Raw genomic sequence first — 21,432 nt, forward strand, 5'->3', positions numbered from 1 at the left:
CGGACAATAGGGCAAGATGGGTTCGTTTGGTTCGCAGGTGCCGGCCACATCATGGGGTATGACGATGGCGGTCTACAGGTCGAGCAACACGCTGGCCACGGTCTGCTGGCCGATCTACGCAAGGGTCGGGCAGCCAGCGGCGCGGGAGCATCCGGCATCGATGTCCGGTGCTATTCGGCGGTCCGGCCGCGGCGCCCGCGCACGCTGGCCGCCGGCATTGTTCCCTTGGTGCGCCTGCGGGCCGCTGACGGCCTATTGTCCGCGTCGGCGCTACTGCCAGTCACGGCCTTATTGCCTGTCGTGGCCGTGCCACTCGTGGCGTTACCATGAGTGGCAGCGTTGCGAGCCGTTGGGACCTTGCGACCCGTCGCCGTCGCCAACTTGATGCGCGTCGCAGATTTATCCTTCGCAGCGGACCTGCCGTGCTTCGCCGAGCCACCGTGCTTCGCCGAGCCGCTGCGCCTCGCCGACTTGCCTGCCGCCACCGACGTGCCGCTTGAAGCCATCCCACTTTCCGCCATGGCGCCGCCCTGGGTCGCCGATCCGCTTGCAGCTGCTGCCGCGCGCTTGGACAGCGCGCGGACCTTTGTAGCGGATCGGCCCGCTCCCGCCGAAGCGCTCGGCGACGAACGCCCCAGCCCCTCGTCGACCCGCTGCCGCATCGCTTCCTTGATATCGTCGGCCGACACCGATGCACCGGGCATCGTATGCGGCGCAACCGCGAACCGGGCAATCTGCTCGAACTGCGTCTGCAGCAAGTTCCACCAGGCTGACACGTCGAGCGGCTCGCCAGCCCTGGACGCGGCCGCGCGCTCGCCGGCACCAGCCGCCGCGGCAGCGGCGGCGGCTTCACCCCGCGACGTATCCGGTGTACGGCGATCCGCTGGCGCGCCGTCCTGCGTATCGGGCCCCCGCTGTCCGGCAACCGGTTCGCCCGTCTGCGCCGCCCGTATCCCGTGCGCCGCCGGCGCGTCCCGTTGCGGCGATGCCTCGCCAGGGGCGGCCGGGTCCGCGTCGGCAGGTCTGGTGGCGCCGGCCGCGCCTTCCATCGCACCCTTTACCACATCGCTCGCGACATCGTAAAACGCCTTTGCGAACGCAAACGGATCCGCGGCCGCCGCTTGCTCTGGGGGATCGTCAGCCGCAGGCGCCGCATGCGAGCCAGTCCGCCGGGCATCATCCGCTCCATTTGCTTCGTTTGCTTGACCCGCTGCGGCCGGCGGCGACCATGGCTCACCGCGCGCATCGCCACTTATGCCGGACTCGCCCGACGGACGGCCTGCGCCAGACGCGCCGTCCGGCGCAGACGTCATCGGCGCCTGCACGAATGCGCCGAACGCGCGCAGCGTCGCAAGCGTCGAGCGTTGCACCTGCAGCGCCTGGATCATCGACTGCAGCATCGACAAGTTGAGCTTGAGCCACTGTTCGACCGCTTGAAGATCGATGATGCGCTTATCGAGCTCCTCGACGCTCATCAGCTGCGCGACGATATCCGGCCTGGGCCCGAGCGGTGACGACGTCGACCCGCCGCCGTCTGCAAAACTGTCCGGCATGCGCATCAGCTTGAGCAAGCTGTCGAACATCTGATAGCCGGCATTCGGCGAAAACTGCGGGAATGACGAAAATGGGTTATTGTCGCCTGACTCGCTCATTGATCCTGCCTCCCTCTGCCGCTCGGTCATAATGGGCATCGTCCAGTCAGAACGGCGCACCGTCTGGAAACCGTGGCGCGCGACGCTCGCGCAGCGAATGAATGCCTTCGTGCACGTCCTGCCCACCGAAGCCGAGGAATTCCAGCGCCAGCGATGTATCGAACGTCGGGCCGGCGCTGCGTAGCCAGTTGTTCAACGCGTACTTGGTCCAACGGATGGCGCTTTGCGAGCCGTTGGCCAATCGCTGCGCCAGCTCAAAGGACTTCGGCACCAGGTCGATATCGTCGACCGTCAGCGACACCAGGCCAATACGCTCGGCTTCGTCGCCGGACACCGGCTCGCACAGCAGCAGGTGATACTTGGCCTTGGCCATGCCACACAGCAGCGGCCAGACGATCGCCGCGTGATCGCCGGCGGCCACACCCAGCCGCGTATGTCCGTCGATAATGCGCGCGCTTTTCGCGGCGATTGAAATATCGGCGAGCAAGCCGGCCACCAGGCCAGCCCCCACCGCCGGACCGTGCATCGCTGAAACCACCAGCTTGCTGCAATTAACCAGGTTGTAGACGAGGTCACGCGCCTCGCGCCATACCCGCGCGCGCACCTGGAAGTCGTTGGCCATCTGCTCGACCAATGCCAGATTGCCGCCGCCGGAGAATCCCTTACCTTCGCCGCGGATGATCGCTACCCGTGTGTGCGGATCAGTGTCAATGTCGCGCCAGATATCCGCCAGTTCGCGATGCATCCGTTCATCGGCGGTGGCCAACGCGCTCTTGTTGGCCCCTTCACCACTCATGATCACTTCGAGAATCCCATGCTCGTGTCGGCGCAGCTTTAGCGCTTCGTAGCGGGCGTAGTGTAGGTCGTTCGGAAAATCGTTCATCGGCCTGTCCGGAAGCGGGCGGCACGCCCGATAGTCTGAACACTAGCAGACGCCCGCCACAATGGGAGAGGAAGTTGAAAACGAGCGCGGCGATATCGGCGAAGACAAGGTGCGCTCTGGCATTCAGTCGATCGAGGTCGGCTTTAAGCTGCTCGCGGTGTTGATCAACAAACCACATGCAATGATGCTGCGCGATTTGGCACAGCGCTACGAACTCGGCGACTTTACGCTGCAGATGGGCCTGGCGCGACTCGTGCGCGTGGACGGCATGAAGCTCGCGAATCGCATTGACCAGACTACGTGATCAGCTCGACCAGACGGTGGGCATCGCAGTTTGGGGCAATCAGGGCCGACTGTCGTACACTGGACGGAGTTGAGCCATCCAGCCAAAGCCTCGCTCAAGCTCGGCGATGTAATGCCATTGCTCAGTTCGGCCACTGAGCGACTGTTTGCTACCTACCTGCCGTGCAGCGGCGATAATCGAGCACGAACTGCGCGATGCACGCGCGTCGCAACTGCCCAATGCCCCGCGCACGCAGCGGATGCCAAAGCGCTATTTGCCACGGTTCGCAAACACGGTGCCGCACGGACGCAGGGCATGCTGCTGCCGCCGCTCTATGCGTTCTGCAGGCCAGTGTTCGATGCCACTGGAGCGCTCGCGCTGATCGCGGCCGGACAGGAAGGCACGTTTGATATCCGCTGGGGCGGCGAAATCGACGTGGCACTGCGCGACTGCGCGCAATGGCTGTCCTATGCAATGGCTATCCTATGAACTGGGGTACGATCGCGCATGCAACGCGTAGTGCCCGCCTGCTTGGAAATCCATGGCGGAATTGTCTTCGCACGCCGCATCGCGGCGGCCCAGCACGATCGTTGCCAGCCACTCATGCCGCCGGCATGCACGCGGGCCAGCCACGCGCTGGGTCGTCACCTTGGCGCTGGTATTGCTCGCCCATGCGCTAGCTGGCGTGTGGTTAGAACGCGTGCCTGGACTGAACCCCGCACTGATGCCGAGCGAGATCCCCATCCAGGTCGCCGTGCTGATACCGCGGCCGATCGACTCGGCGATGCAGCACGAGCGCGCCGCGTCGGTGACCGGTGATGCGCCACACGTGGCGCCTCTCTCGCCGTCCAGCGCGGCAGCCCTGCCGTCCAGCGATGTCTTGCAAGCGGTGGTACCACAGCCGAACACGTCCCGTGCTACGCGCGCCGACACCGCTGGCCTGCCGCCCACCCGGACACCGCGCGCGAAAGACAATACCGGGCCGGGCGCGCTGACCCCGCACACACCGGCTGACACGGCCGCACAGGCCTTTGCCGGCACACGCGGCCCGCTCGCCGGCGAATACGGCGCCAGCTGGCAACCGCAGCCGGCCACGCGCGACGCGGTGGCGAGCGGCGCGTCGCCGCTGGACGAGGCGTCGCGCGCAGCCGATGCTTCGGCTACTTCGGCTACTTCTGGTACTTCGACCGCTTCGAGCACATCAGCCGCCTCAGCTCTGTCGCCGGCCTCCGCGCCGCTCACGCCCGGCGGCGAAAAATTCGCGCTGCCCCCGAGCGCAGATATCCGGTACGACACTTTCTACAATGGCGTGCAAAATCAGGCTGGCACGCTGCGTTGGACCACCAATGGCACACGTTACCAAATGGTCGTCTCGATGACGCTGCCGTTCGTAGGCACATACAGCTTCACCAGCGAGGGCCGCGTCGACGCATTCGGGCTCGCGCCACAACGCTACGTGGAACAGCGCGGGCGCCGAGGCACCGATACGACGCGCTTTGAGCGCGACACGCAGCCGGGACGCATCGCGTTCTCGCGTTCGCCTCAAATCGTGCCACTGTCCGACGGCGCGCAAGACCGCTTCAGCATGGTGATGCAATTAGCCAGCCTCGTGCGCGGTAACCCGTCGGCCTATACACCGGGCGTCGCACGTCAGTTTTTCGTCGCCGACAGCGACAGTGGCGAGACCTGGTCGATCGAGATGATTGGCACCGAATCGGTGCAGACTCGGCAAGGATTCGTTGATGCATTACATTTCATGCGCCTGCCACGCCGCAATGGCGACCGACGACGCATCGACGTATGGCTCTGCCCCATGCTCGATTACTTGCCGGTCAGGCTAGTGCAAACCGAGCCAAACGGCACGCAAGTCGAATTACTATGGCACGGCAAGCTGCCGGCGAACAGCGGGACAGGCCGGCCCATCCTATCCGAGGCGACCGGCATGTCCGAAGAAAAGACCGTCGCCCCGGCCGAGCCTGCTCAGAAGCGTCCGGCGCCCGCGACCGCCGATGCACCCACGTCTGTGCCAGGCATAGGCCATGCTGAATCATCGCCATGGCAAGCACCGGCGCAACCGTAGCGCGGATGCTTCGCTTGGCCGTTCAGTGCGTCGGCCTAGCGCTGGAATCCTTTTCCGCACCGGCGGTCGAATCGGTAGATTCGGAACGGCAGTCAGCTCAACAACATAACGTAATGTAATCGCAGGGAATACCCGTTCCGGGTCGGCCCCTTGAATTTCTGATTAACCTCTCCATCTACGGTGCAAACCGTGGCAGAGCAACAGAATTGAGGAGTGTCGCCATGCAAATGATCTACAACAGCCCGAACTACTGCGTTGTCGAATTTGCCCCCCAAGCTGAGCACGGCACCATGCTGTCCGGCGGATTCGAGATCGTCGACAAAAATGCGCAGCGCGAGATATTCATCGACGGCTCGATGGCGGCGCGCTTTCGCGAGCACGTGCAGCGCCTGATCCAAGCGCAACCGTCGCTGGAGGAAGTCGACGAATTCCTCGGGCAATTCGACAGCCTAATGAACCAGCCCGTCGTGCTGCACTGATCTTCGATCGCTGGCGGACTCCCCAAGCCCCCTACCGGATGTGAACCGACCCCGCAAAGTTGGACAGTTTCGGAAAGCTAGGGCTGACTGGGCTGAGTCCTGTATTGCACAGGACTCAGCCCTTTTAATTTGAGCTTGATGCGATCGTGGTGGTAGTAGTGGAGTAGCGTGCCAGACTGGTCTGTAGTTCATCCAGGTTGCGCAAGCTCATCCAGGTTGTGCAAGCGCTCAAAATGGAAGAGTTCGGACTTAAGCGTGCCGAAGAAATTCTGCATGGCGGCATTATCCAGACAACTGCCCTTGCGAGATATGCGTTGGGTGAGCACGCGCTGCTTAAGTAGGCGGCCATACGCGGGCATTGGGTACGGCCATTCATTTTTGCGGCAAGCGCGCCGATTTGCTCAAGCTGTTGTGGTGGAGCGACAATGGCATGTGCTTATTAATGATGCGACTCGAGCAGGAATCCTTCATATGGCCGCCAGCCGGCAGCGGCGTCATTTGCTTGAGTCCGGCACACTTCGCGCGCTGCAGAAGTCGAGCATCTGAAGCGGCTCATTGCCAAGTTGCGACGCATGCAGTTCGGCCGCAAATCAGAGAAATTGGATCACCAACTCAAGCTACACCTGGAGAGTCTACAGGCGTATCTGCGAAATGTGCTGGGGCGCATCGCGGATCATCCGATTAACCGGATCGATAAACTGCTGCCGTGGCATCTGGATCAGTCATCGTGCTCGAGCAGTGTATCGGTGTAGTTCAGAACAACGGTGTGAACGCGGACCTCGCATCAATCCCGGAACAGCTTGAGCGTTCGGTTACGCGGCCATAGATCCGGATCATCGGCATCATCCATGAGAATCAGAAACGCCGACGGTTCCTCACGCGCATCCTCGAACGTGATCGTGGCATGGGAAGCAACAGGATCGACCGCCTTGGCCCATCGACAAACGGCGAGTTGGGCAGAATGATCGTGACAACCCGGTTCGTAACGTAAAGTGGCTCTAGCGGCATGCGGTGGGTCCTCGTGTCAGAAGGCCAAATGCTAAAGCAAGACGATCCCGCAACGCTTACGCGCGATCGTGTCGTGCTACTCAAACGCGAGCGTGCCGGATCAATACACGAGCCGAAAAATTACGGCATTGACATATCAACGCTGGCGCGGCTGATCGAGCGAGGCGAAATCTGATCCATTTCAATACGAATACCTCTTTTACGAAAGGTACGGCGCCCCTTTCACTGTCGGAATAAAAGGTAGCTACAGGTCGTGCATTCTAGAACTCGCATCACCAGCCCATTTCAACTAGGTCCCATCGCGCGTCCAGAAATCCGTAGGCGTGGCGATGGGATATCGATCCGCCAGCGCCAACAAATCCTTGTCCCCCGTAATGAGATACTGCCCTTTCGCTGCCAGCAGCGTAAGTAATATGGGCTGATCAGCGGAATCGCGCAGACTTGCGCCCTGTGCGCCTTCTGGCTCGACTACATCGGCCAATAACATAAAACTGTCGGCTAGGTCGCGAATTTGCGCCGGTGTCATGCCTACCCTAGGCAACCGCGGTAGAACTCGGACCCTCTCGTCTAAGAGGTGGTGCGACAGTGCCACCTCCAACCCGCCCTGGCGCCAAGCCGCAACGATGCGCCCAGGCATGCTGCTCGAGTAAGCCAAGCCTGATACCAGCATAGGCTTCGGCGATTCGGTCGCTGAGCGCATCGAAGCAGTCCTGCATACGCCGGATGCGGGTGAATAATTCGGCGTCGACGAGCGCTGCGACCGGCTTGCCGTCCTTATTGATCACGATACTGTCGTTGCGATACTGTACCTGATTGAACATTTCACCTAGGTTTTGTCGGAAGTTCACGGCATTGACTTCGGTAATCATCGCACCCTCCTTTGCCATATTAATCATAATGATCATATGGCTAGAAATGAGCGCGGCGTCTAACTCCGGATCGATCGAGCGTGACAGTCGCCTAAACTTAATTTGTCACGGCGGGTGGCGCAGATAATGTGCTGGCGCCTACATTAATGGAAGAGAGAGGTATCCGGTGGTCCATGGTGAATCCTAGGATGGTGTCACCACTTGAAGATAGACGGTGAACTGACATCACCCTGTCCGACTTGCGAAGGATCCCCCGGATAAACGAAGCATGCGGGTTCAGCCACTGGTTAATATAGTTAATGTGGCAGACTTCTGAGCCAAGGCACGCTGTCCTGGAATCGCGCCCGGGCCGGCTCGGAGAACTGGTTGGCTTCCATAAAGCGGGTGATTTCAACCAACGCCATATTCCATTGATGATCGTCTAAGTTACTTATCGCACCCTGCGCTCGAAGTCTGCTAAGCACATCGCATAAGGTAGCTTCGCTCGCGCCATTCAGTAGGCTCAACCCCCGCTGCCAGACCCACTTTGCCAGTGCATCGTCCAGTTTGTGGGTATACATGAATAGGCCGAGTGCGGCCTGCGCACGCTGCGCTGGCAGTACGCGAAGCAATGCCGGTTCCAGTAACTGCAGTTCGTGTGCATAATGCTCGCTCGGTAAATCCGTCACCCCCTCTAGAAGATAGCGTAGCGCAGCGCCCAACTGCTCGTCAGGCAGCGACAGCGCTACATCACGCAGCTGCGTGTACTGGGCGAGCCGCTCCGCGTACGGCAAAACCCATATGGCACTGGCTAACATGCCAACCGACTCGCCTTGATGAGAGGGCGGCAGCTGCAATGCTTGTTCGCGTAACACCGCATACAGCCCAGGGAGGCGGTCGTCGCTTCCCCCAAAGTGAACCATTCGCCGACACAATACTGGGATCAGCTCCGCTTGCTCGGACATCCTTAAGGACGCAAGCCGAGCTACGAGCGCCTGATAACGCTCGACAAACTCAGCTGAGCCAAACAACAAGAATCTCAAACTGTCAGCGAGTTCCGTCCAAACATTATCTTCTTCGGGCGCACGCCGCTGCGCCATCGCGTAAGCGAAGTCGAATAATTCATCCCGATGGCTCCAATGAAAATCACGCAATGAGTGCAACAACAGCGCTTTTTGTATCTGCACGCCATCCTTCGGAATGCGCTGCGCCGCCGCGTACATGCGCTTAAAGGCTTCGCCCTGCTCGCGATATGGCAACGCTTCCAACCGCTGGCGCAGCGCCTCAAGCGGCTCGACGTGCCGCGCCGGATCGGCGAGCGTGCTACCCATCTCACTGAGCAGCTGATTGACTGACGCGAGGCTCACGGCTTGGTTGGCTCGTTGCCAGTAGCGGTAGACTAAGCGCCGACTTTGCATCGCATGGTACGTGCGACGATCGGCTGCTGAAAAGTTTCCCACGTCTTGGACGGGCACGTAGTCACCGATCTGCTCAATCAGTTCGCGCGGCAGGTCATGATATGTCGTAGGCCGGCTGGCCGACGGGCTCGCCAGCCCACCGCTTGCTGGTTTCAGTATCGGCGGGGGCGCCGACGCAGCAGGCTGCGGGCACGACTCCAACGCATACATGTAGGCTTGGTAGTCGTTCAAAGCGGCATGCAGATCGAAGTCCATCTGTAAGCTCGGCAGTCGATAAAAAACGGCGCAATACGAAGTGAGGCCGCGCAGCAGGCTAGCTGAAAACGGGAAGCTGAGCACAGCGATGGGCTGTGAACGCCATGTTCTTGGCGGATAGTGCCATGCCAATATGCGGAAATTGTTACATCGTCTGTTGACAACTCACACTTCTGAAGAAGCTTGTGCGAAGCTAACAGTGATAATCAGCAAGCAGCCGAAACAACGTGAGGATCAAATAATTGATGATGCAGATTCAGCTATTAATCTGGCCGACTTCTGAGCCAGCACGCACTGCCTTGGATTCGCGCCTGGGCTGGTTTGGAAAACTGGTTGGCTTTCATAAAGCGCGTGATCTCACCCATCGCCACTTTCCATTGGCGATTGTTCAGGTGCCATAGCACTCCATTGGCCCGAAGCTCGCTCAGTACCTCCCATAAAGTGGCTTCACCCGCCCCGTTCAGTAGACTCAATCCCTGCTGCCATCCCCGCTTGGCTAGCGTGTCATTGATGAAATAGATACTTCTAATTAACCCGACTGCTGCTTGCGTGCGCTGCACCGTCGGCACGCGCGTCAAATAGCGTTCCAGCAACGCCAGCTCTTGCGCTTGTCGCTTAGGGGAGAACCTACCCAGTCCTTCGGGCAAACGCTGCAGCGCGACCCCCCATTGGTCGTCAGGCAGCGACAGCGCCCAATCGCGCATTTGCGCATACCGCGCGGATTGTTCCGCTTCCGGAAAGCGCCACACGTAACTTGCCAACGCGCCGACCGATGCGCCTTGATGAGAGGGGGGCAAGCGTAACGCGTAGTCATGTAAGAGCGTATAAAGTTCAATGACGCGCGGGTCTGCTTGGTTAAATTTATTTAGTAAACGGACCAATGTGGGAATGATCTGCGCTTGCTCGGCTACGCTCAACGACGGCAGCCGTGCCAGAATCTTGTAATACCACTGAGCAAACGTAGGGGTTTCAGGTGTGTCGAGTGAAAAATTCGACAGCCCAAGCGCTAGTTCCGGCCACACATTGTCCTGCCCGGGCTCGCGCTGTTCGGCCAGCGCGTAGGCAAAGTCAAACAGTTCCATCCATTCGCGCTCATAGGTGAAAGCTCGGTGCATGAGCAACAGCGCTTTTTGTATCTGTACACCGTCTTGTGGGATACGCTGCGCGGCTGCGAATAAACGCTTAAACACATCGCCGCGATCTGCCCTGTGTAATGCTCGCAGCCGCTGGCATAGAGCGTCCATGGGTTCAACGTGCTGCGCTGGATCGGCAAGCGTGCCGTCCATCTCATCGAGCAGGCAGTTGATCGACTCAAAGGTCACCGCTTGTTTTGCTCGTTGCCAATAGCTATGAACGAGGCGCCTAGTCTGCATCGCATAATAGGTGCGCCGGTCAACGGTGGCAAATGGCATCACGTCTTGGACGGGCACGTAGTCACCAATGCGCGCGATAACTTCGGTCGGCAGGTCCTGGTAGGTAGTGGGCTGCTTGGTCAAAAGGGGTGTCAGCGCGGCGTTGGATGGCTGCGGCGGCGGTGCTGCCGACGCGGCGGGTGTCGGGCGAGCCTCTAACGCGCAGATATAGGCCTGATAGTCGTTCAAAGCGGCATTCAGATCGAAGTCCATCGGCAAGCTCAGCAAGAAGTAAAGAAGACACCACGCGTAGCAAAGTTGCGCAGCAGGCTAGCGAAAAGTAGGCACAGGCGCGCAACGATACTTCACAAGCGCGAGGTTTTTGGCGGAGGACATAAGCTGGCGGATAAGCCGCGGTATGACAGGCGGGCGATGCAAGCGGGTAACGACAGCGGGCATCTGCCAGGCAATAACTCAATGTGCGTAGCACGTCAGGTCGTTTCAGCTAATACATTTCAGCCAAGCGGATCACATGACTTGACAATCGCCTGTAATACGCCGCACTTCGCTTAGTCGGTCAAGTGATCACGCTCGCGCGCAATGCGCAGTGAATATCGTTCAAGTTGCTGGTTCTCGATAACCAGCAATACGCTAATGTCGCCAGTGGTGTGAGCCAGCCCATTTGCTATTTGGACGAACTTGAGGCGGGCATAAGCTTGACCTTTTGCCGCTGCTGGACTTGTATAACGGCGAAATCGTCGCTGACGGGACCAGCCGCCGTGCGGCGTTCGAGGTAGTGAGCGCGATGCTCAAAAAGGCGCTGGCGCGATTGACGCGGCACGCTCAAGTCCGAGCTTTTCCATCTTGAGCGCTTGCGCAACCTGGATGAACTGCAGTTCAGTCTGGCACGCTACATCCACGACTACAACCACAATCGCATCAAACTCAAACTAAAAGGGCTGGGTCCTGTGCAATACAGGGCCCAGCCCAGTCAGCCCTAGCTTTCCGAAGCTGCCCAACTTTTCGGGTCAGTTCAATGTCCAGTGGTTTTTTTCTTTTTAGATGTTATATTGTGGCGCATTTGGGCACGCGCCGCCGCCGACCGTCACGACGTGACGCGACGTGGCCAGCCGCGATTCGTGCATTCATTCCATGCAAAACGCATACAGCCTTCGCTACACCCGGGGCAGCGCACTGCCCGCGCTGCTCGCGCGCCGCATCCTGATACTGGACGGCGCAATGGGCACGATGATCCAGCGCTACAAGCTGTCCGAAGCCCATTACCGGGGCGAACGGTTCGCCACGCTGGACCATGATGTCAAGGGCAACAACGAGTTGCTGTCGATCACGCAGCCGCAAATCATCGGCCAGATCCACGAGCAGTACCTGGCCGCCGGCGCGGATATCGTCGAGACGAACACGTTCGGCGCGACCCGGATTGCCCAAGCCGATTACCGAATGGAGGCGCTTGCGATCGAAATGAATATCGCTTCGGCCCAGCTGGCGCGCGCTGCATGCGACCGGTATTCGACGCCGGACAAGCCACGTTTTGTCGCCGGGGCGATAGGGCCCACGCCGAAGACCGCGAGCATCTCACCAGACGTCAACGACCCGGGCGCGCGCAATGTCACCTTCGACGAATTGCGCGACAGCTACTACGAGCAAGCGCAAGCGCTGCTCGATGGCGGCGCGGACTTATTCCTGGTGGAGACGATCTTCGATACGCTCAATGCGAAAGCCGCGTTGTTCGCGCTCGACCAATTGTTCGAGGATACCGGCGAAGTGCTGCCGATCATGATTTCCGGCACGGTGACCGACGCGTCTGGACGAATCCTGTCCGGACAGACCGTCGAGGCATTCTGGAACGCGCTGCGCCATGCGCGGCCGCTAACCTTCGGGTTGAACTGCGCGCTCGGGGCAGCGCTGATGCGGCCGTACATCGCCGAGTTGGCGAAGCTGTGCGACACGTACGTGTCGTGCTATCCGAACGCCGGGTTACCGAACCCGATGAGCGAGACCGGTTTTGATGAGACACCGGAGGTCACCTCCGGACTGCTCAAGGAATTCGCCGACACGGGCCTCATCAATCTGGCTGGCGGCTGCTGCGGCACAACGCCCGAGCACATTGCAGCGATCGCCGCGCGCCTGGCGGACGTCAAGCCACGCACATGGGCGCATTATCAAGAAAAAAAAGACTCATGACCGACCATACGATGCGCCTTTGCGGGCTCGAAGCGTTCAACGTCACGGACACGACACTGTTCATCAACGTCGGCGAACGCACCAATGTGACCGGCTCCAAAGCCTTCGCGCGCATGATCCTGAACAGCCAGTTCGACGACGCGCTCGCCGTCGCGCGCCAGCAGGTGGAGAACGGCGCGCAGGTGATCGACGTGAACATGGACGAGGCGATGCTCGATTCACGCGCCGCAATGGTCCGCTTCCTGAACCTAATCGCGTCAGAACCGGACATCGCACGGGTGCCGATCATGATCGACTCGTCCAAATGGGACGTGATCGAAGCGGGACTGAAATGCGTGCAAGGCAAGGCGATCGTGAACTCGATATCGCTGAAGGAAGGCGAGCAGGCGTTTCGCCACCATGCGAAGCTGATCCGCCGCTACGGCGCGGCGGCCGTCGTGATGGCATTCGATGAAAACGGCCAGGCCGACACCTTCGAGCGCAAGTGCCAGATTTGCCAGCGCAGCTACGACATCCTCGTGAACGAAGTGGGCTTTCCGCCCGAGGACATTATCTTCGATCCAAATATCTTTGCGATCGCCACCGGCATCGACGAGCACAACAACTACGCGGTCGACTTCATTAACGCGACACGCTGGATCAAGCAGAACCTACCGTATGCCAAGGTGAGCGGCGGCGTATCGAACGTGTCGTTCTCGTTTCGCGGTAACGACCCAGTGCGCGAGGCGATCCATACGGTGTTCCTGTATCACGCGATCCAGGCCGGCATGGATATGGGCATTGTCAATGCCGGTCAGCTCGGCGTGTACCAAGAGTTGGACCCCGTGCTGCGCGAGCGCGTCGAAGACGTCGTGCTTAATCGTCGGCCCGATGCGACGGACCGGCTACTGGAGATCGCGGATAAGTATAAGAGCGGTGCGGCCAAAAAGGAGGAAAACCTCCAATGGCGAGAGCAGCCGGTCGAGCAGCGGCTGGCCCACGCGCTCGTGCACGGCATCACGACCTTTATCGTTGAGGATACCGAGCAGGCGCGCGTGAAAATCGCGCAAGCTGGCGGGCGACCGATCAACGTGATCGAAGGGCCGTTGATGGACGGCATGAACATCGTCGGCGACCTGTTTGGACAAGGCAAGATGTTCCTGCCGCAGGTGGTGAAGTCGGCGCGCGTGATGAAGCAGGCTGTCGCGCACCTGATTCCCTTCATTGAGGAAGAAAAGCGCCAATTGGCCGCCGCCGGCTCGGACGTGAAGCCTAAGGGCAAGATCGTGATCGCCACGGTCAAGGGCGACGTGCACGACATCGGCAAGAATATCGTGTCCGTGGTGCTCCAGTGCAATAACTTCGAGGTGGTCAACATGGGCGTGATGGTGCCGTGTACGGACATCCTCGCGACCGCCAAGGCCGAGGGCGCCGACATTGTCGGGCTGTCCGGGCTGATCACCCCGAGCTTGGAGGAGATGGCCTACGTTGCCGCCGAAATGCAACGCGACGATTATTTCCGTGGCAAGAACATTCCGTTGCTGATCGGCGGCGCGACCACCTCGCGCGTGCACACCGCGGTGAAGATCGCGCCGCACTACGATGGTCCAGTTGTCTACGTACCCGACGCGTCGCGCTCGGTCTCGGTCGCCTCTAGCCTGCTGTCCGACGAGGGCGCGGCCCGTTACATCGACGAGTTGCGCGCCGACTACGATCGGATCCGCGAGCAGCACGCGAACAAGAAGGCCCAGCCGCTGGTCACCCTGGCGCAGGCACGTGAGAACAAGACCCGCATCGACTGGGACGGCTATGTGCCCCCCAAGCCCAAATTCGTCGGCCGGCGCACATTCAAGAACCAGGATCTGGCCGAGCTTGCACACTACATTGACTGGGGCCCGTTCTTCCAAACCTGGGACCTGGCCGGACGCTTCCCGGCGATCTTGGACGACGAGGTGGTCGGCGAATCGGCGCGGCGCGTGTTCGACGATGGCAAGGCGATGCTCGCGCGGCTGATCCAGGGACGATGGTTGAGCGCGAACGGCGTGATCGCGCTGCTGCCCGCCAACACGGTGAACGACGATGACATCGAGATCTATACCGACGAGAGCCGCACGCAGGTTGCGCTGACGTGGCGCAACCTACGCCAGCAAAGCGTGCGGCCCGTCGTAGACGGCGTGATGCGGCCCAACCGCTGCCTGGCCGATTTCATTGCACCGCGCGCCTGCGGCATCGCCGACTACATCGGCTTGTTCGCGGTCACGGCGGGATTAGGAGTCGACGCGCGCGAGAAACAGTTCGAGCAGCACCATGACGACTACAGCGCGATCATGCTGAAGGCGCTCGCCGACCGGCTTGCCGAAGCGTTCGCCGAACAACTGCATCAGCGCGTGCGACGCGACCTGTGGGGCTATGCGGCCGACGAGGCACTGAACAACGATCAGTTGATTGCCGAGCAATACGCCGGCATTCGGCCCGCGCCCGGCTATCCAGCGTGTCCGGACCATTTGGTCAAACGTGACCTGTTTGCGGCGCTGCAAGCGGACGAGATCGGCATGAGCCTGACCGAATCGCTGGCAATGTGGCCGGCGGCCAGCGTGTCGGGCTTCTATCTGTCCCACCCGGACAGCCAATATTTTACCGTCGGCAGGATTGGCGACGATCAACTCGAGGACTACGCGCGCCGCATGGGCCTGTCACTGGAGGACGCGCGGCGCGCGCTGGCGCCGCAACTGTGATCCCGCCCTTGGGCACGCAATCAGCCGTTCACCGGCTGTGCCCGGCGGCGGCGCGGCGCGCGATCGAGCACCCGCATTACTCGGACGGTTGGCGCTCAAACGCCCCAGATCACGTCCGAGTTCTCCTTGTGCGCCTGCCGCAGCATGTCGAGGAACGGATAGGCGCGCTGCGCCAGGCCAATCGGCGCCTCATGCGCCTCGTGATCCCCCTCCTCGTCATCGGCATGGCCGTCGTGTTCGGCCCGGCGTTGCTTGTCCTGCGCAATGGCCGCCTCGAGCTTGGCGATCGCCGGCTGCAACTCGTCATGCGCGATGACGCCACGCTGCCCGAAGCGCTTGCCGATGATCGCCAACAGGAATTGCGCGAGGTTTTCGAGCATCGTCACATCCACGGTGGCCCGAGACTTAAACGTGATCAGCATGGCGGCTCCTTGTTCGCTTCGTCGATCCGGTCGCGCCCGCGTCGCGGCGCCGCATACGCACCGCACCGGCTTGGACCTGTATTCGACAGTTTAGCACCTGCTAAAATCCATCATTCTCGCTTTGTGGCGTGTTCGCGAGGCAGGCGGCCAGCGGGTCGCCGCGCCCGCCTGTTCCGATAACTGCCGTCATTCCATGCTGCCCGCACAGAAACACATCATCGAATTGATCCTAGCAGATGCCGTCGCCGGAGCCGTTCAGGCGTCGCCGGCGGCCAGCGATGCAGCATTCATACAGCCGACCATCGCGTTGGACCGGCCCAAGATCGCCGCACATGGCGATGTCGCGTCGAACCTGGCGATGCAGCTGGCCAAGCCGCTGCGCGCCAATCCGCGCGCGCTCGCGCAACAACTGGCCGAGGCCACCCTTGCGCACCCGCGCGCGGCCGGGCTGATCGCCGGCGCGGAAGTCGCCGGCCCAGGTTTCCTGAACCTGCGGCTGACCGACGCCGCGAAACAGCAGACCGTGCACGCGGTACTGGCAGAGCGCGAGCGCTTCGGCTTCGCGCCGCCGGGGCACGGCGGCCATGGTAAGCAAGTGCTAATCGAATTCGTGTCGGCCAATCCGACCGGGCCGCTGCACGTGGGCCACGGCCGGCAGGCGGCACTCGGCGACGCCCTCGGCACACTGATGCAGACACAGGGCTGGACCGTGCACCGCGAGTTCTACTACAACGACGCCGGCGTGCAGATCAACACGCTTGCGCTCTCGGTGCAGGCGCGGGCGCGCGGCTTCAAGCCGGGCGATGCGCAATGGCCGGAAGCGGCCTACAACGGCGACTACATCGCGGATATCGCACGTGACTACCTGGCCGGCGAAACGGCGTCGGCCAGTGATGGCACGCCCGTAACGGGCGCCGGTGACGTCGACAATCTCGATGCAATCCGGCGCTTCGCCGTGACTTACCTGCGCCGTGAGCAGGACATCGACTTGAAGGCATTCGGTGTCAAGTTCGACCAGTACTACCTGGAGTCGTCACTGTACGACGAAGGCCGCGTCGAGCGCGCGGTCCAGGCGCTGGTGACCGCCGGCAAGACGTACGAGGACGATGGCGCGCTGTGGTTACGCACCACCGACTACGGCGACGACAAGAACCGGGTGATGCGCAAGAAGGACGGCACCTATACCTACTTCGTGCCGGACATCGCCTATCACGTCACCAAGTGGGAGCGCGGCTTTACAAAAGTGATCAACGTGCAGGGCTCGGATCACCATGGCACGATCGCGCGCGTGCGCGCCGGCCTACAGGCGCTGGCCATCGGTATTCCGAGCGGCTATCCGGACTACGTGCTGCATAAGATGGTCACCGTGATGCGCGACGGCCGCGAGATCAAAATCTCCAAGCGGGCGGGCAGCTACGTGACGGTGCGAGACCTGATCGTATGGTCCGGCGGCGGCAATCCGGACGAGTCCGCCGCCTCACTGAGCCCTCAGCAACTGGACAGCGACATGCTGCGCAAGGGCCGCGACGCGGTGCGCTTCTTCCTAATTTCGCGCAAGGCCGATACCGAATTCACATTTGACATCGACCTCGCGCTGAAGCAAAACGACGAGAATCCGGTCTACTATGTGCAATACGCGCATGCGCGGATCTGCTCGGTGCTGTCGGAGTTACGCGCACGCTACGCAGACGATCCTGAGGACTGGTCGCAGGTCGATTTGACGCCGCTCGGCACCGAGCGGTCCAAGGCGCTGCTGCAAAAACTGGCCGAATATCCGCAAATGCTGGAGCACGCAACAAACGAACTGGCCCCTCATGCGGTCGCATTCTATCTGCGCGACCTGGCAGGCGAGTTCCATTCGTTCTACAACGACCGCGCCGAACGGGTGCTCGTGGACGATGCGCGCGAGCGCCTGGCCCGCGCGGCACTGCTGGCCGCAACGCGCCAGGTGCTAGCCAACGGGCTCGCGACGATCGGGGTATCGGCGCCCGCGAAGATGTAGGGAACGGAATGCGCGGGGACCGTATAATCGGCGCTTCCCGGTCACGGATGACGTGGGCGCGACGGCGGCATGACGGCCACGGTTTCATCCGCGCGGTTTCATAGAGATACAGGTAATCAAACACGATGGCAAAAGCACGACGATCTTCCTCGCCGAATTCGAAGCAACGTGGAGGTACGTTCCTCGGTATCGTATTGGGATTGATCGTCGGGCTGGCGATCGCGATTGTGGTGGCGCTGTACATCAGGGGAGCGCCAACGCCGTTCGTGTCCAAAGGCAACGCGCCCGCGGCAACCTCCGACACGGCAGGCAGCGGCGCGACGTTTGATCCGAATCGGGTGCTGGCTGGCAAGTCGCCTGGTCAGCCGGTACCGCCGTCGGGTACCCAGCCGCCGCCGAACACGGCGCCAGGCCAAAGCTCGCAGCAATCGCAGTCAACGGACGTGCTGGAAGAGCCGCAGATCATCGAGGTCCCATCCACGGCCAGCGCCACACCAGCGCAGCCCAAGCCCGGAGCGCCTTGGAGCCCGTCCGCGACGTTGGCGCCCCGTCCCGCGCCGCCCGGCGCCAGCGCGCCCACCCCTGCCTCGGCCAAGCTAGGCGCCGGCACGCCGGCCGCCCCGCAAAAGCCGGGCGCGAGCGAGGCCAACACCGGCTATTTCCTGCAGGTCGGCGCGTACCGCACGGAACAGGATGCGGAGCAGCAGCGCGCACGGCTGGCGCTGCAGGGATTCGAGTCCAAGGTCACGCAGCGCGACGCCGGCGGGGTCGTGTACTACCGCGTGCGCATCGGCCCGTTCTCCCGCTTCGAAGACATGAACAGCGCCCGGCAGCGGCTGTCCGATGCCGGCATCGACACCGTCGTGATCCGTTTTACGAAGCCATAGCCTCGCGTCCCGCGCCACGCGCGCGTGGCGCACGCTCTTGAACCGGCGGTATCCGTACCAGTCTGAACAGGTTCGTGCCGCTTTTTTCTTGCCACGCTTTTGCCACGGTCCACTATGAAGAAAACCCTCAGCGCTGCCCTGCTCGCCGTCGCTGTCACCCTCGGCGCAGCCCCGTTCGTCCAAGCGTCACCGTCCGCGCCGGTCGCCGGCAAGGACTATACGGTGCTCGCGCCAGCCCATCCGGTGAAGGCCCCGGCCGGCAAAGTCGAAGTAACTGAATTCATGTGGTATGGCTGCCCGCATTGCGGCGAATTCGACCCATACCTTGAAAAGTGGAAGGCCAAGCAAGGTGCAAACATCGTGTTCCGGCGCGTGCCGGTCGCGTTTCGCGACCAATTCATTCCACATTCGAAGATGCTGCTCGCGCTGGACGTGCTCGGCCTGAGCGACAAACTCGCGCCGGTGATCTTTGACGAGATCCACGTCAAGCGGAACTACCTGCTGACGCCGGACGCGCAAGCAGACTTTCTTGCCAAGCAAGGCGTGGACAAGAAAAAGTACCTCGATGCGTACAATTCGTTCACCGTCGCGAGCGAACTGAAGCGCGTGTCACAAATGGCGCAGGACTACAAGATCGACGGCGTGCCGACGGTAGTCGTGCAAGGCAAATACGAGACCGGCCCGGCGGCGACCAACAGCCTGGAAGGTACCGTCCAGGTACTTGATTACCTAGTCGGGCAAGTAGCCGCGAAGAAGATGTAGCGGGTGCGTGGCATCCCGCGCCGCGCCATGCCACGATGGTCGCCGCCCGGCGCGGTACGCTGGTGGGTATTGCCAGCGTGGCGGGCGTGCGCGGCCTGCCAGGCGCAGGCGCCTACAGCGCGTCCAAGGCGGCCGCGCTGAAGTACCTGGAGGCGCTGCGGGTCGAGATGCGCCCCACCGGCGTGGCGATCGTTACGATCGCACCCGGCTACATCCGTACGCCGATGCCGACGGTAACCCCTACCCGATGCCGTTTTTGACGGATCCCGACCGGTTCGCCGCTAACGCGGCAGCGCCATCGCCGCCAAGAAGCGCTTCGCCATCTTCCCCCGACCGATGCGCGTGGTTGCCGCATTGCCGCACGTGCTGCCGCGCTGGCTCTACGATTTCGCGTTCGAGCGGGCGCCGCGCAAACCACGCGCCGCACGATAAAGCGACGCAACAGACAGCACGGTGGCGAAAAACGTATCAGAATAGCCGGATTCGGCCCCCGTCGCCTGGCAGTCGAGGCCACCATCAGAAACCGTGAAGAACAAGCTTTGGGAGATTGTATGCGTGTGAAACACCCCGTTAGCGTGCCCCGTGGACCGCGCGGCGCAGCCGCGTGGCTCAGCGTGGCGACCATGCTGCTGACCGCGCCCACCTGGTTGCAGGCCAAGCCGTTGACCGTGTGCACCGAGGCCAGTCCGGACGGCTTCGACATCGTGCAGTACAACTCGCTGACCACCTCCAACGCATCCGGCGACGTTGTCTTCAATCAATTGTTGCGCTACGATGAGGCGGCCGGCAAGCTCGCGCCGTCGCTCGCCGACCGGTGGGAGGTCAGCCCGGACGGGCTCGCCGTCACGTTCCACCTGCGCCCCAACGTATCGTTTCAGACTACGGAAGAATTCAAGCCGTCCCGCGCATTGAACGCCGACGACGTGTTGTTCACGTTCAACCGGATGCTCGATCCGAATCATCCGTGGCACAAAATTGCGGGCAACGGCGGCTTTCCACATGCGCAGTCGATGAACCTGCCGAAGCTGGTTAAATCGGTCACCAAAGTGGACGACCTGACGGTGAAGTTTGAACTGTCCGAGTCCAATGCGGCGTTTGTGTCGATCCTGACGATGCCGTTCGCGTCAATCTACTCGGCAGAGTACGCGAGCCAGTTGGAAAAGGCGGGCAGACAAGCCGACATCAATGCGAAGCCGGTTGGCACCGGTCCGTTCGTGCTGAAAAGCTACACGAAGGATGCGGTGATCCGCTACGACGTTAATCCAACCTACTGGGGTCGTAAACCGCAGATCGACCGGCTGATCTACGCCATCACGCCTGATGCGGCGGTGCGCGCGCAAAAAATCAAGTCAGGCGAATGCCAGATTGCGCTGTCGCCCAAGCCGCAGGATGTACTGGCAGCCAGGAACGACAAGTCGCTGAAGGTCGTGCAAACACCAGCGTTCATGACCGCGTTTGTCGCATTGAACACGCAGCATAAGCCGCTGGACAATGACAAAGTCCGGCAAGCATTGAACATCGCGTTCGACCGACAGACGTACATTAAGACGGTGTTTGGCAACACTGCAGTGGCAGCTGTCAATCCGTACCCGCCGAATACATGGAGCTATAACAAAGCGCTCGAACCGTACCCGTACAACATCGAACAGGCGAAAAAGCTGCTGACCGACGCCGGTTATCCGAACGGCTTCGAAACGTCGATTTGGGTGCGGCCAAGCGCTAGCGTGTTGAATCCTAATCCGAAGGCCGGCGCGGAACTATTGCAAGCGGATCTCGCCCGGATCGGCGTCAAGGCGCAGGTCAAGGTCATCGAATGGGGACAACTGATCAAGGATGCTAAGCAAGGGCAGCATGACCTGCTTTTCATGGGCTGGTCCGGCGACAACGGTGATCCAGACAACTTTCTGACGCCGCAGTTTTCGTGCGCCTCGGTGAAGTCCGGCATCAATTTCTCCCGCTACTGCGACCCGCAACTGGACAAGTTGATCGCGGACGGCAAGCGCACCACCGATCAGCCCACGCGCGCGAAGGCGTACGCCGCCGCGCAGAAAATCATTCATGACAAGGCGTTGTGGATTCCCCTGGCGTACCCGAGTGCGGCCGCGCTGACGCGCAGCAATGTCAGCGGCTACCGGGTGAGCCCGTTCGGCCGACAAGACTATACAAGCGTGAAGGTCGACTAGGC

At 61.4% G+C, this 21,432-nt stretch carries 16 protein-coding genes and 6 pseudogenes; 14 read left to right on the top strand and 8 right to left on the bottom strand.

Features of this window, described 5'->3' with window-relative positions; all coding sequences use genetic code 11:
• Nucleotides 1–170: 170 nt before the first annotated feature.
• Both B0B13_RS18745 and B0B13_RS11380 read right to left on the bottom strand, forming a co-directional pair.
• Complete coding sequence (locus B0B13_RS18745) at nt 171–1,652, bottom strand: PhaM family polyhydroxyalkanoate granule multifunctional regulatory protein (protein ID WP_076796438.1); 1,482 nt, start codon at nt 1,650–1,652, stop codon at nt 171–173.
• A 46-nt stretch (nt 1,653–1,698) separates the two neighbouring features.
• Nucleotides 1,699–2,535 carry an enoyl-CoA hydratase/isomerase family protein gene (locus tag B0B13_RS11380; RefSeq protein WP_076796441.1) on the bottom strand — a complete coding sequence of 279 codons (837 nt, stop codon included), beginning with the start codon at nt 2,533–2,535 and terminating at the stop codon, nt 1,699–1,701.
• A 61-nt stretch (nt 2,536–2,596) separates the two neighbouring features.
• Between B0B13_RS11380 and B0B13_RS11385 the strand changes: the two are divergent.
• The 3 genes and pseudogenes from B0B13_RS11385 (at nt 2,597) to B0B13_RS11395 (ending at nt 5,377) form a co-directional block, all read left to right on the top strand.
• A pseudogene (locus tag B0B13_RS11385) lies at nt 2,597–3,307 on the top strand (IclR family transcriptional regulator).
• Nucleotides 3,308–3,359: 52 nt separating this feature from the next.
• A complete protein-coding gene (locus B0B13_RS19420; protein WP_237573996.1) occupies nt 3,360–4,898 on the top strand; it encodes a DUF3108 domain-containing protein in 1,539 nt (512 codons plus the stop codon).
• Between the two features lie 221 nt (nt 4,899–5,119).
• Nucleotides 5,120–5,377, top strand: a complete 258-nt coding sequence (locus tag B0B13_RS11395; RefSeq protein ID WP_076785985.1) for a BTH_I0359 family protein — start codon at nt 5,120–5,122, stop codon at nt 5,375–5,377.
• 77 nt (nt 5,378–5,454) lie between these two features.
• Here B0B13_RS11395 and B0B13_RS17235 read toward each other — a convergent pair.
• Nucleotides 5,455–5,748, bottom strand: a pseudogene (locus tag B0B13_RS17235) (IS3 family transposase); the annotation flags it as partial.
• Between the two features lie 38 nt (nt 5,749–5,786).
• On the opposite strand from B0B13_RS17235, the pseudogene B0B13_RS19805 reads away from it, so the two are divergent.
• The 3 genes and pseudogenes from B0B13_RS19805 to B0B13_RS18460 form a co-directional block, all read left to right on the top strand.
• Nucleotides 5,787–5,840, top strand: a pseudogene (locus tag B0B13_RS19805) (hypothetical protein); the annotation flags it as partial.
• Between the two features lie 64 nt (nt 5,841–5,904).
• Nucleotides 5,905–6,129 (top strand): annotated as a pseudogene (locus B0B13_RS19425) (transposase domain-containing protein); the annotation flags it as partial.
• A 284-nt stretch (nt 6,130–6,413) separates the two neighbouring features.
• Nucleotides 6,414–6,560 carry a hypothetical protein gene (locus B0B13_RS18460; protein WP_170872370.1) on the top strand — a complete coding sequence of 49 codons (147 nt, stop codon included), beginning with the start codon at nt 6,414–6,416 and terminating at the stop codon, nt 6,558–6,560.
• Nucleotides 6,561–6,674: 114 nt separating this feature from the next.
• Here the strand turns inward: B0B13_RS18460 and B0B13_RS11415 are convergent, their stop codons facing one another.
• The 4 genes from B0B13_RS11415 to B0B13_RS11430 all read right to left on the bottom strand — a co-directional run bounded on the left by B0B13_RS11415 (nt 6,675) and on the right by B0B13_RS11430 (nt 10,546).
• On the bottom strand, nt 6,675–7,022 hold the full coding sequence (locus B0B13_RS11415) for a PIN domain-containing protein (protein WP_083703720.1): 348 nt from the start codon (nt 7,020–7,022) through the stop codon (nt 6,675–6,677).
• Nucleotides 6,919–7,254: a type II toxin-antitoxin system Phd/YefM family antitoxin gene (locus B0B13_RS19430; RefSeq protein WP_170872428.1), complete on the bottom strand. Its 336-nt coding sequence runs from the start codon at nt 7,252–7,254 to the stop codon at nt 6,919–6,921. Before B0B13_RS19430 ends, B0B13_RS11415 begins: the two co-directional genes overlap by 104 nt.
• 296 nt (nt 7,255–7,550) lie before the next feature.
• Entirely contained in the window at nt 7,551–8,906 is a 1,356-nt protein-coding gene (locus B0B13_RS18465; RefSeq protein WP_076796446.1) for a hypothetical protein, read from the bottom strand.
• 263 nt (nt 8,907–9,169) lie between these two features.
• On the bottom strand, nt 9,170–10,546 hold the full coding sequence (locus tag B0B13_RS11430; protein WP_076796449.1) for a hypothetical protein: 1,377 nt from the start codon (nt 10,544–10,546) through the stop codon (nt 9,170–9,172).
• 415 nt (nt 10,547–10,961) lie between these two features.
• Between B0B13_RS11430 and B0B13_RS17250 the strand changes: the two are divergent.
• The 3 genes and pseudogenes from B0B13_RS17250 to metH form a co-directional block, all read left to right on the top strand.
• Nucleotides 10,962–11,259: pseudogene (locus tag B0B13_RS17250) on the top strand (IS3 family transposase); the annotation flags it as partial.
• 151 nt (nt 11,260–11,410) lie between these two features.
• A complete protein-coding gene (locus B0B13_RS11440) occupies nt 11,411–12,460 on the top strand; it encodes a homocysteine S-methyltransferase family protein (protein ID WP_076796451.1) in 1,050 nt (349 codons plus the stop codon).
• Nucleotides 12,457–15,174 (top strand): methionine synthase, encoded by a 2,718-nt coding sequence (gene metH, locus B0B13_RS11445; protein WP_235091319.1) that lies wholly within the window; start codon nt 12,457–12,459, stop codon nt 15,172–15,174. Before B0B13_RS11440 ends, metH begins: the two co-directional genes overlap by 4 nt.
• Nucleotides 15,175–15,269: 95 nt before the next feature.
• On the opposite strand, the gene B0B13_RS11450 is transcribed toward metH, so the two are convergent.
• Nucleotides 15,270–15,596, bottom strand: a complete 327-nt coding sequence (locus tag B0B13_RS11450) for a DUF1840 domain-containing protein (RefSeq protein ID WP_076796454.1) — start codon at nt 15,594–15,596, stop codon at nt 15,270–15,272.
• Between the two features lie 193 nt (nt 15,597–15,789).
• Between B0B13_RS11450 and argS the strand changes: the two genes are divergently transcribed.
• The 5 genes and pseudogenes from argS (at nt 15,790) to B0B13_RS11475 (ending at nt 21,430) form a co-directional block, all read left to right on the top strand.
• Nucleotides 15,790–17,598 (top strand): arginine--tRNA ligase, encoded by a 1,809-nt coding sequence (gene argS, locus B0B13_RS11455; RefSeq protein ID WP_076796457.1) that lies wholly within the window; start codon nt 15,790–15,792, stop codon nt 17,596–17,598.
• A gap of 125 nt (nt 17,599–17,723) precedes the next feature.
• A complete protein-coding gene (locus tag B0B13_RS11460; protein ID WP_076796459.1) occupies nt 17,724–18,485 on the top strand; it encodes an SPOR domain-containing protein in 762 nt (253 codons plus the stop codon).
• 114 nt (nt 18,486–18,599) lie between these two features.
• Nucleotides 18,600–19,247 (top strand): thiol:disulfide interchange protein DsbA/DsbL, encoded by a 648-nt coding sequence (locus B0B13_RS11465; RefSeq protein ID WP_076796462.1) that lies wholly within the window; start codon nt 18,600–18,602, stop codon nt 19,245–19,247.
• Between the two features lie 20 nt (nt 19,248–19,267).
• Nucleotides 19,268–19,679, top strand: a pseudogene (locus B0B13_RS11470) (SDR family NAD(P)-dependent oxidoreductase); the annotation flags it as partial.
• Nucleotides 19,680–19,870: 191 nt separating this feature from the next.
• Nucleotides 19,871–21,430 carry an ABC transporter substrate-binding protein gene (locus B0B13_RS11475; protein WP_076797296.1) on the top strand — a complete coding sequence of 520 codons (1,560 nt, stop codon included), beginning with the start codon at nt 19,871–19,873 and terminating at the stop codon, nt 21,428–21,430.
• The last annotated feature ends 2 nt before the right edge of the window (nt 21,431–21,432 follow it).

It is taken from the genome of Burkholderia sp. b14 (genome assembly GCF_900156195.1).
GTDB lineage: Bacteria > Pseudomonadota > Gammaproteobacteria > Burkholderiales > Burkholderiaceae > Mycetohabitans.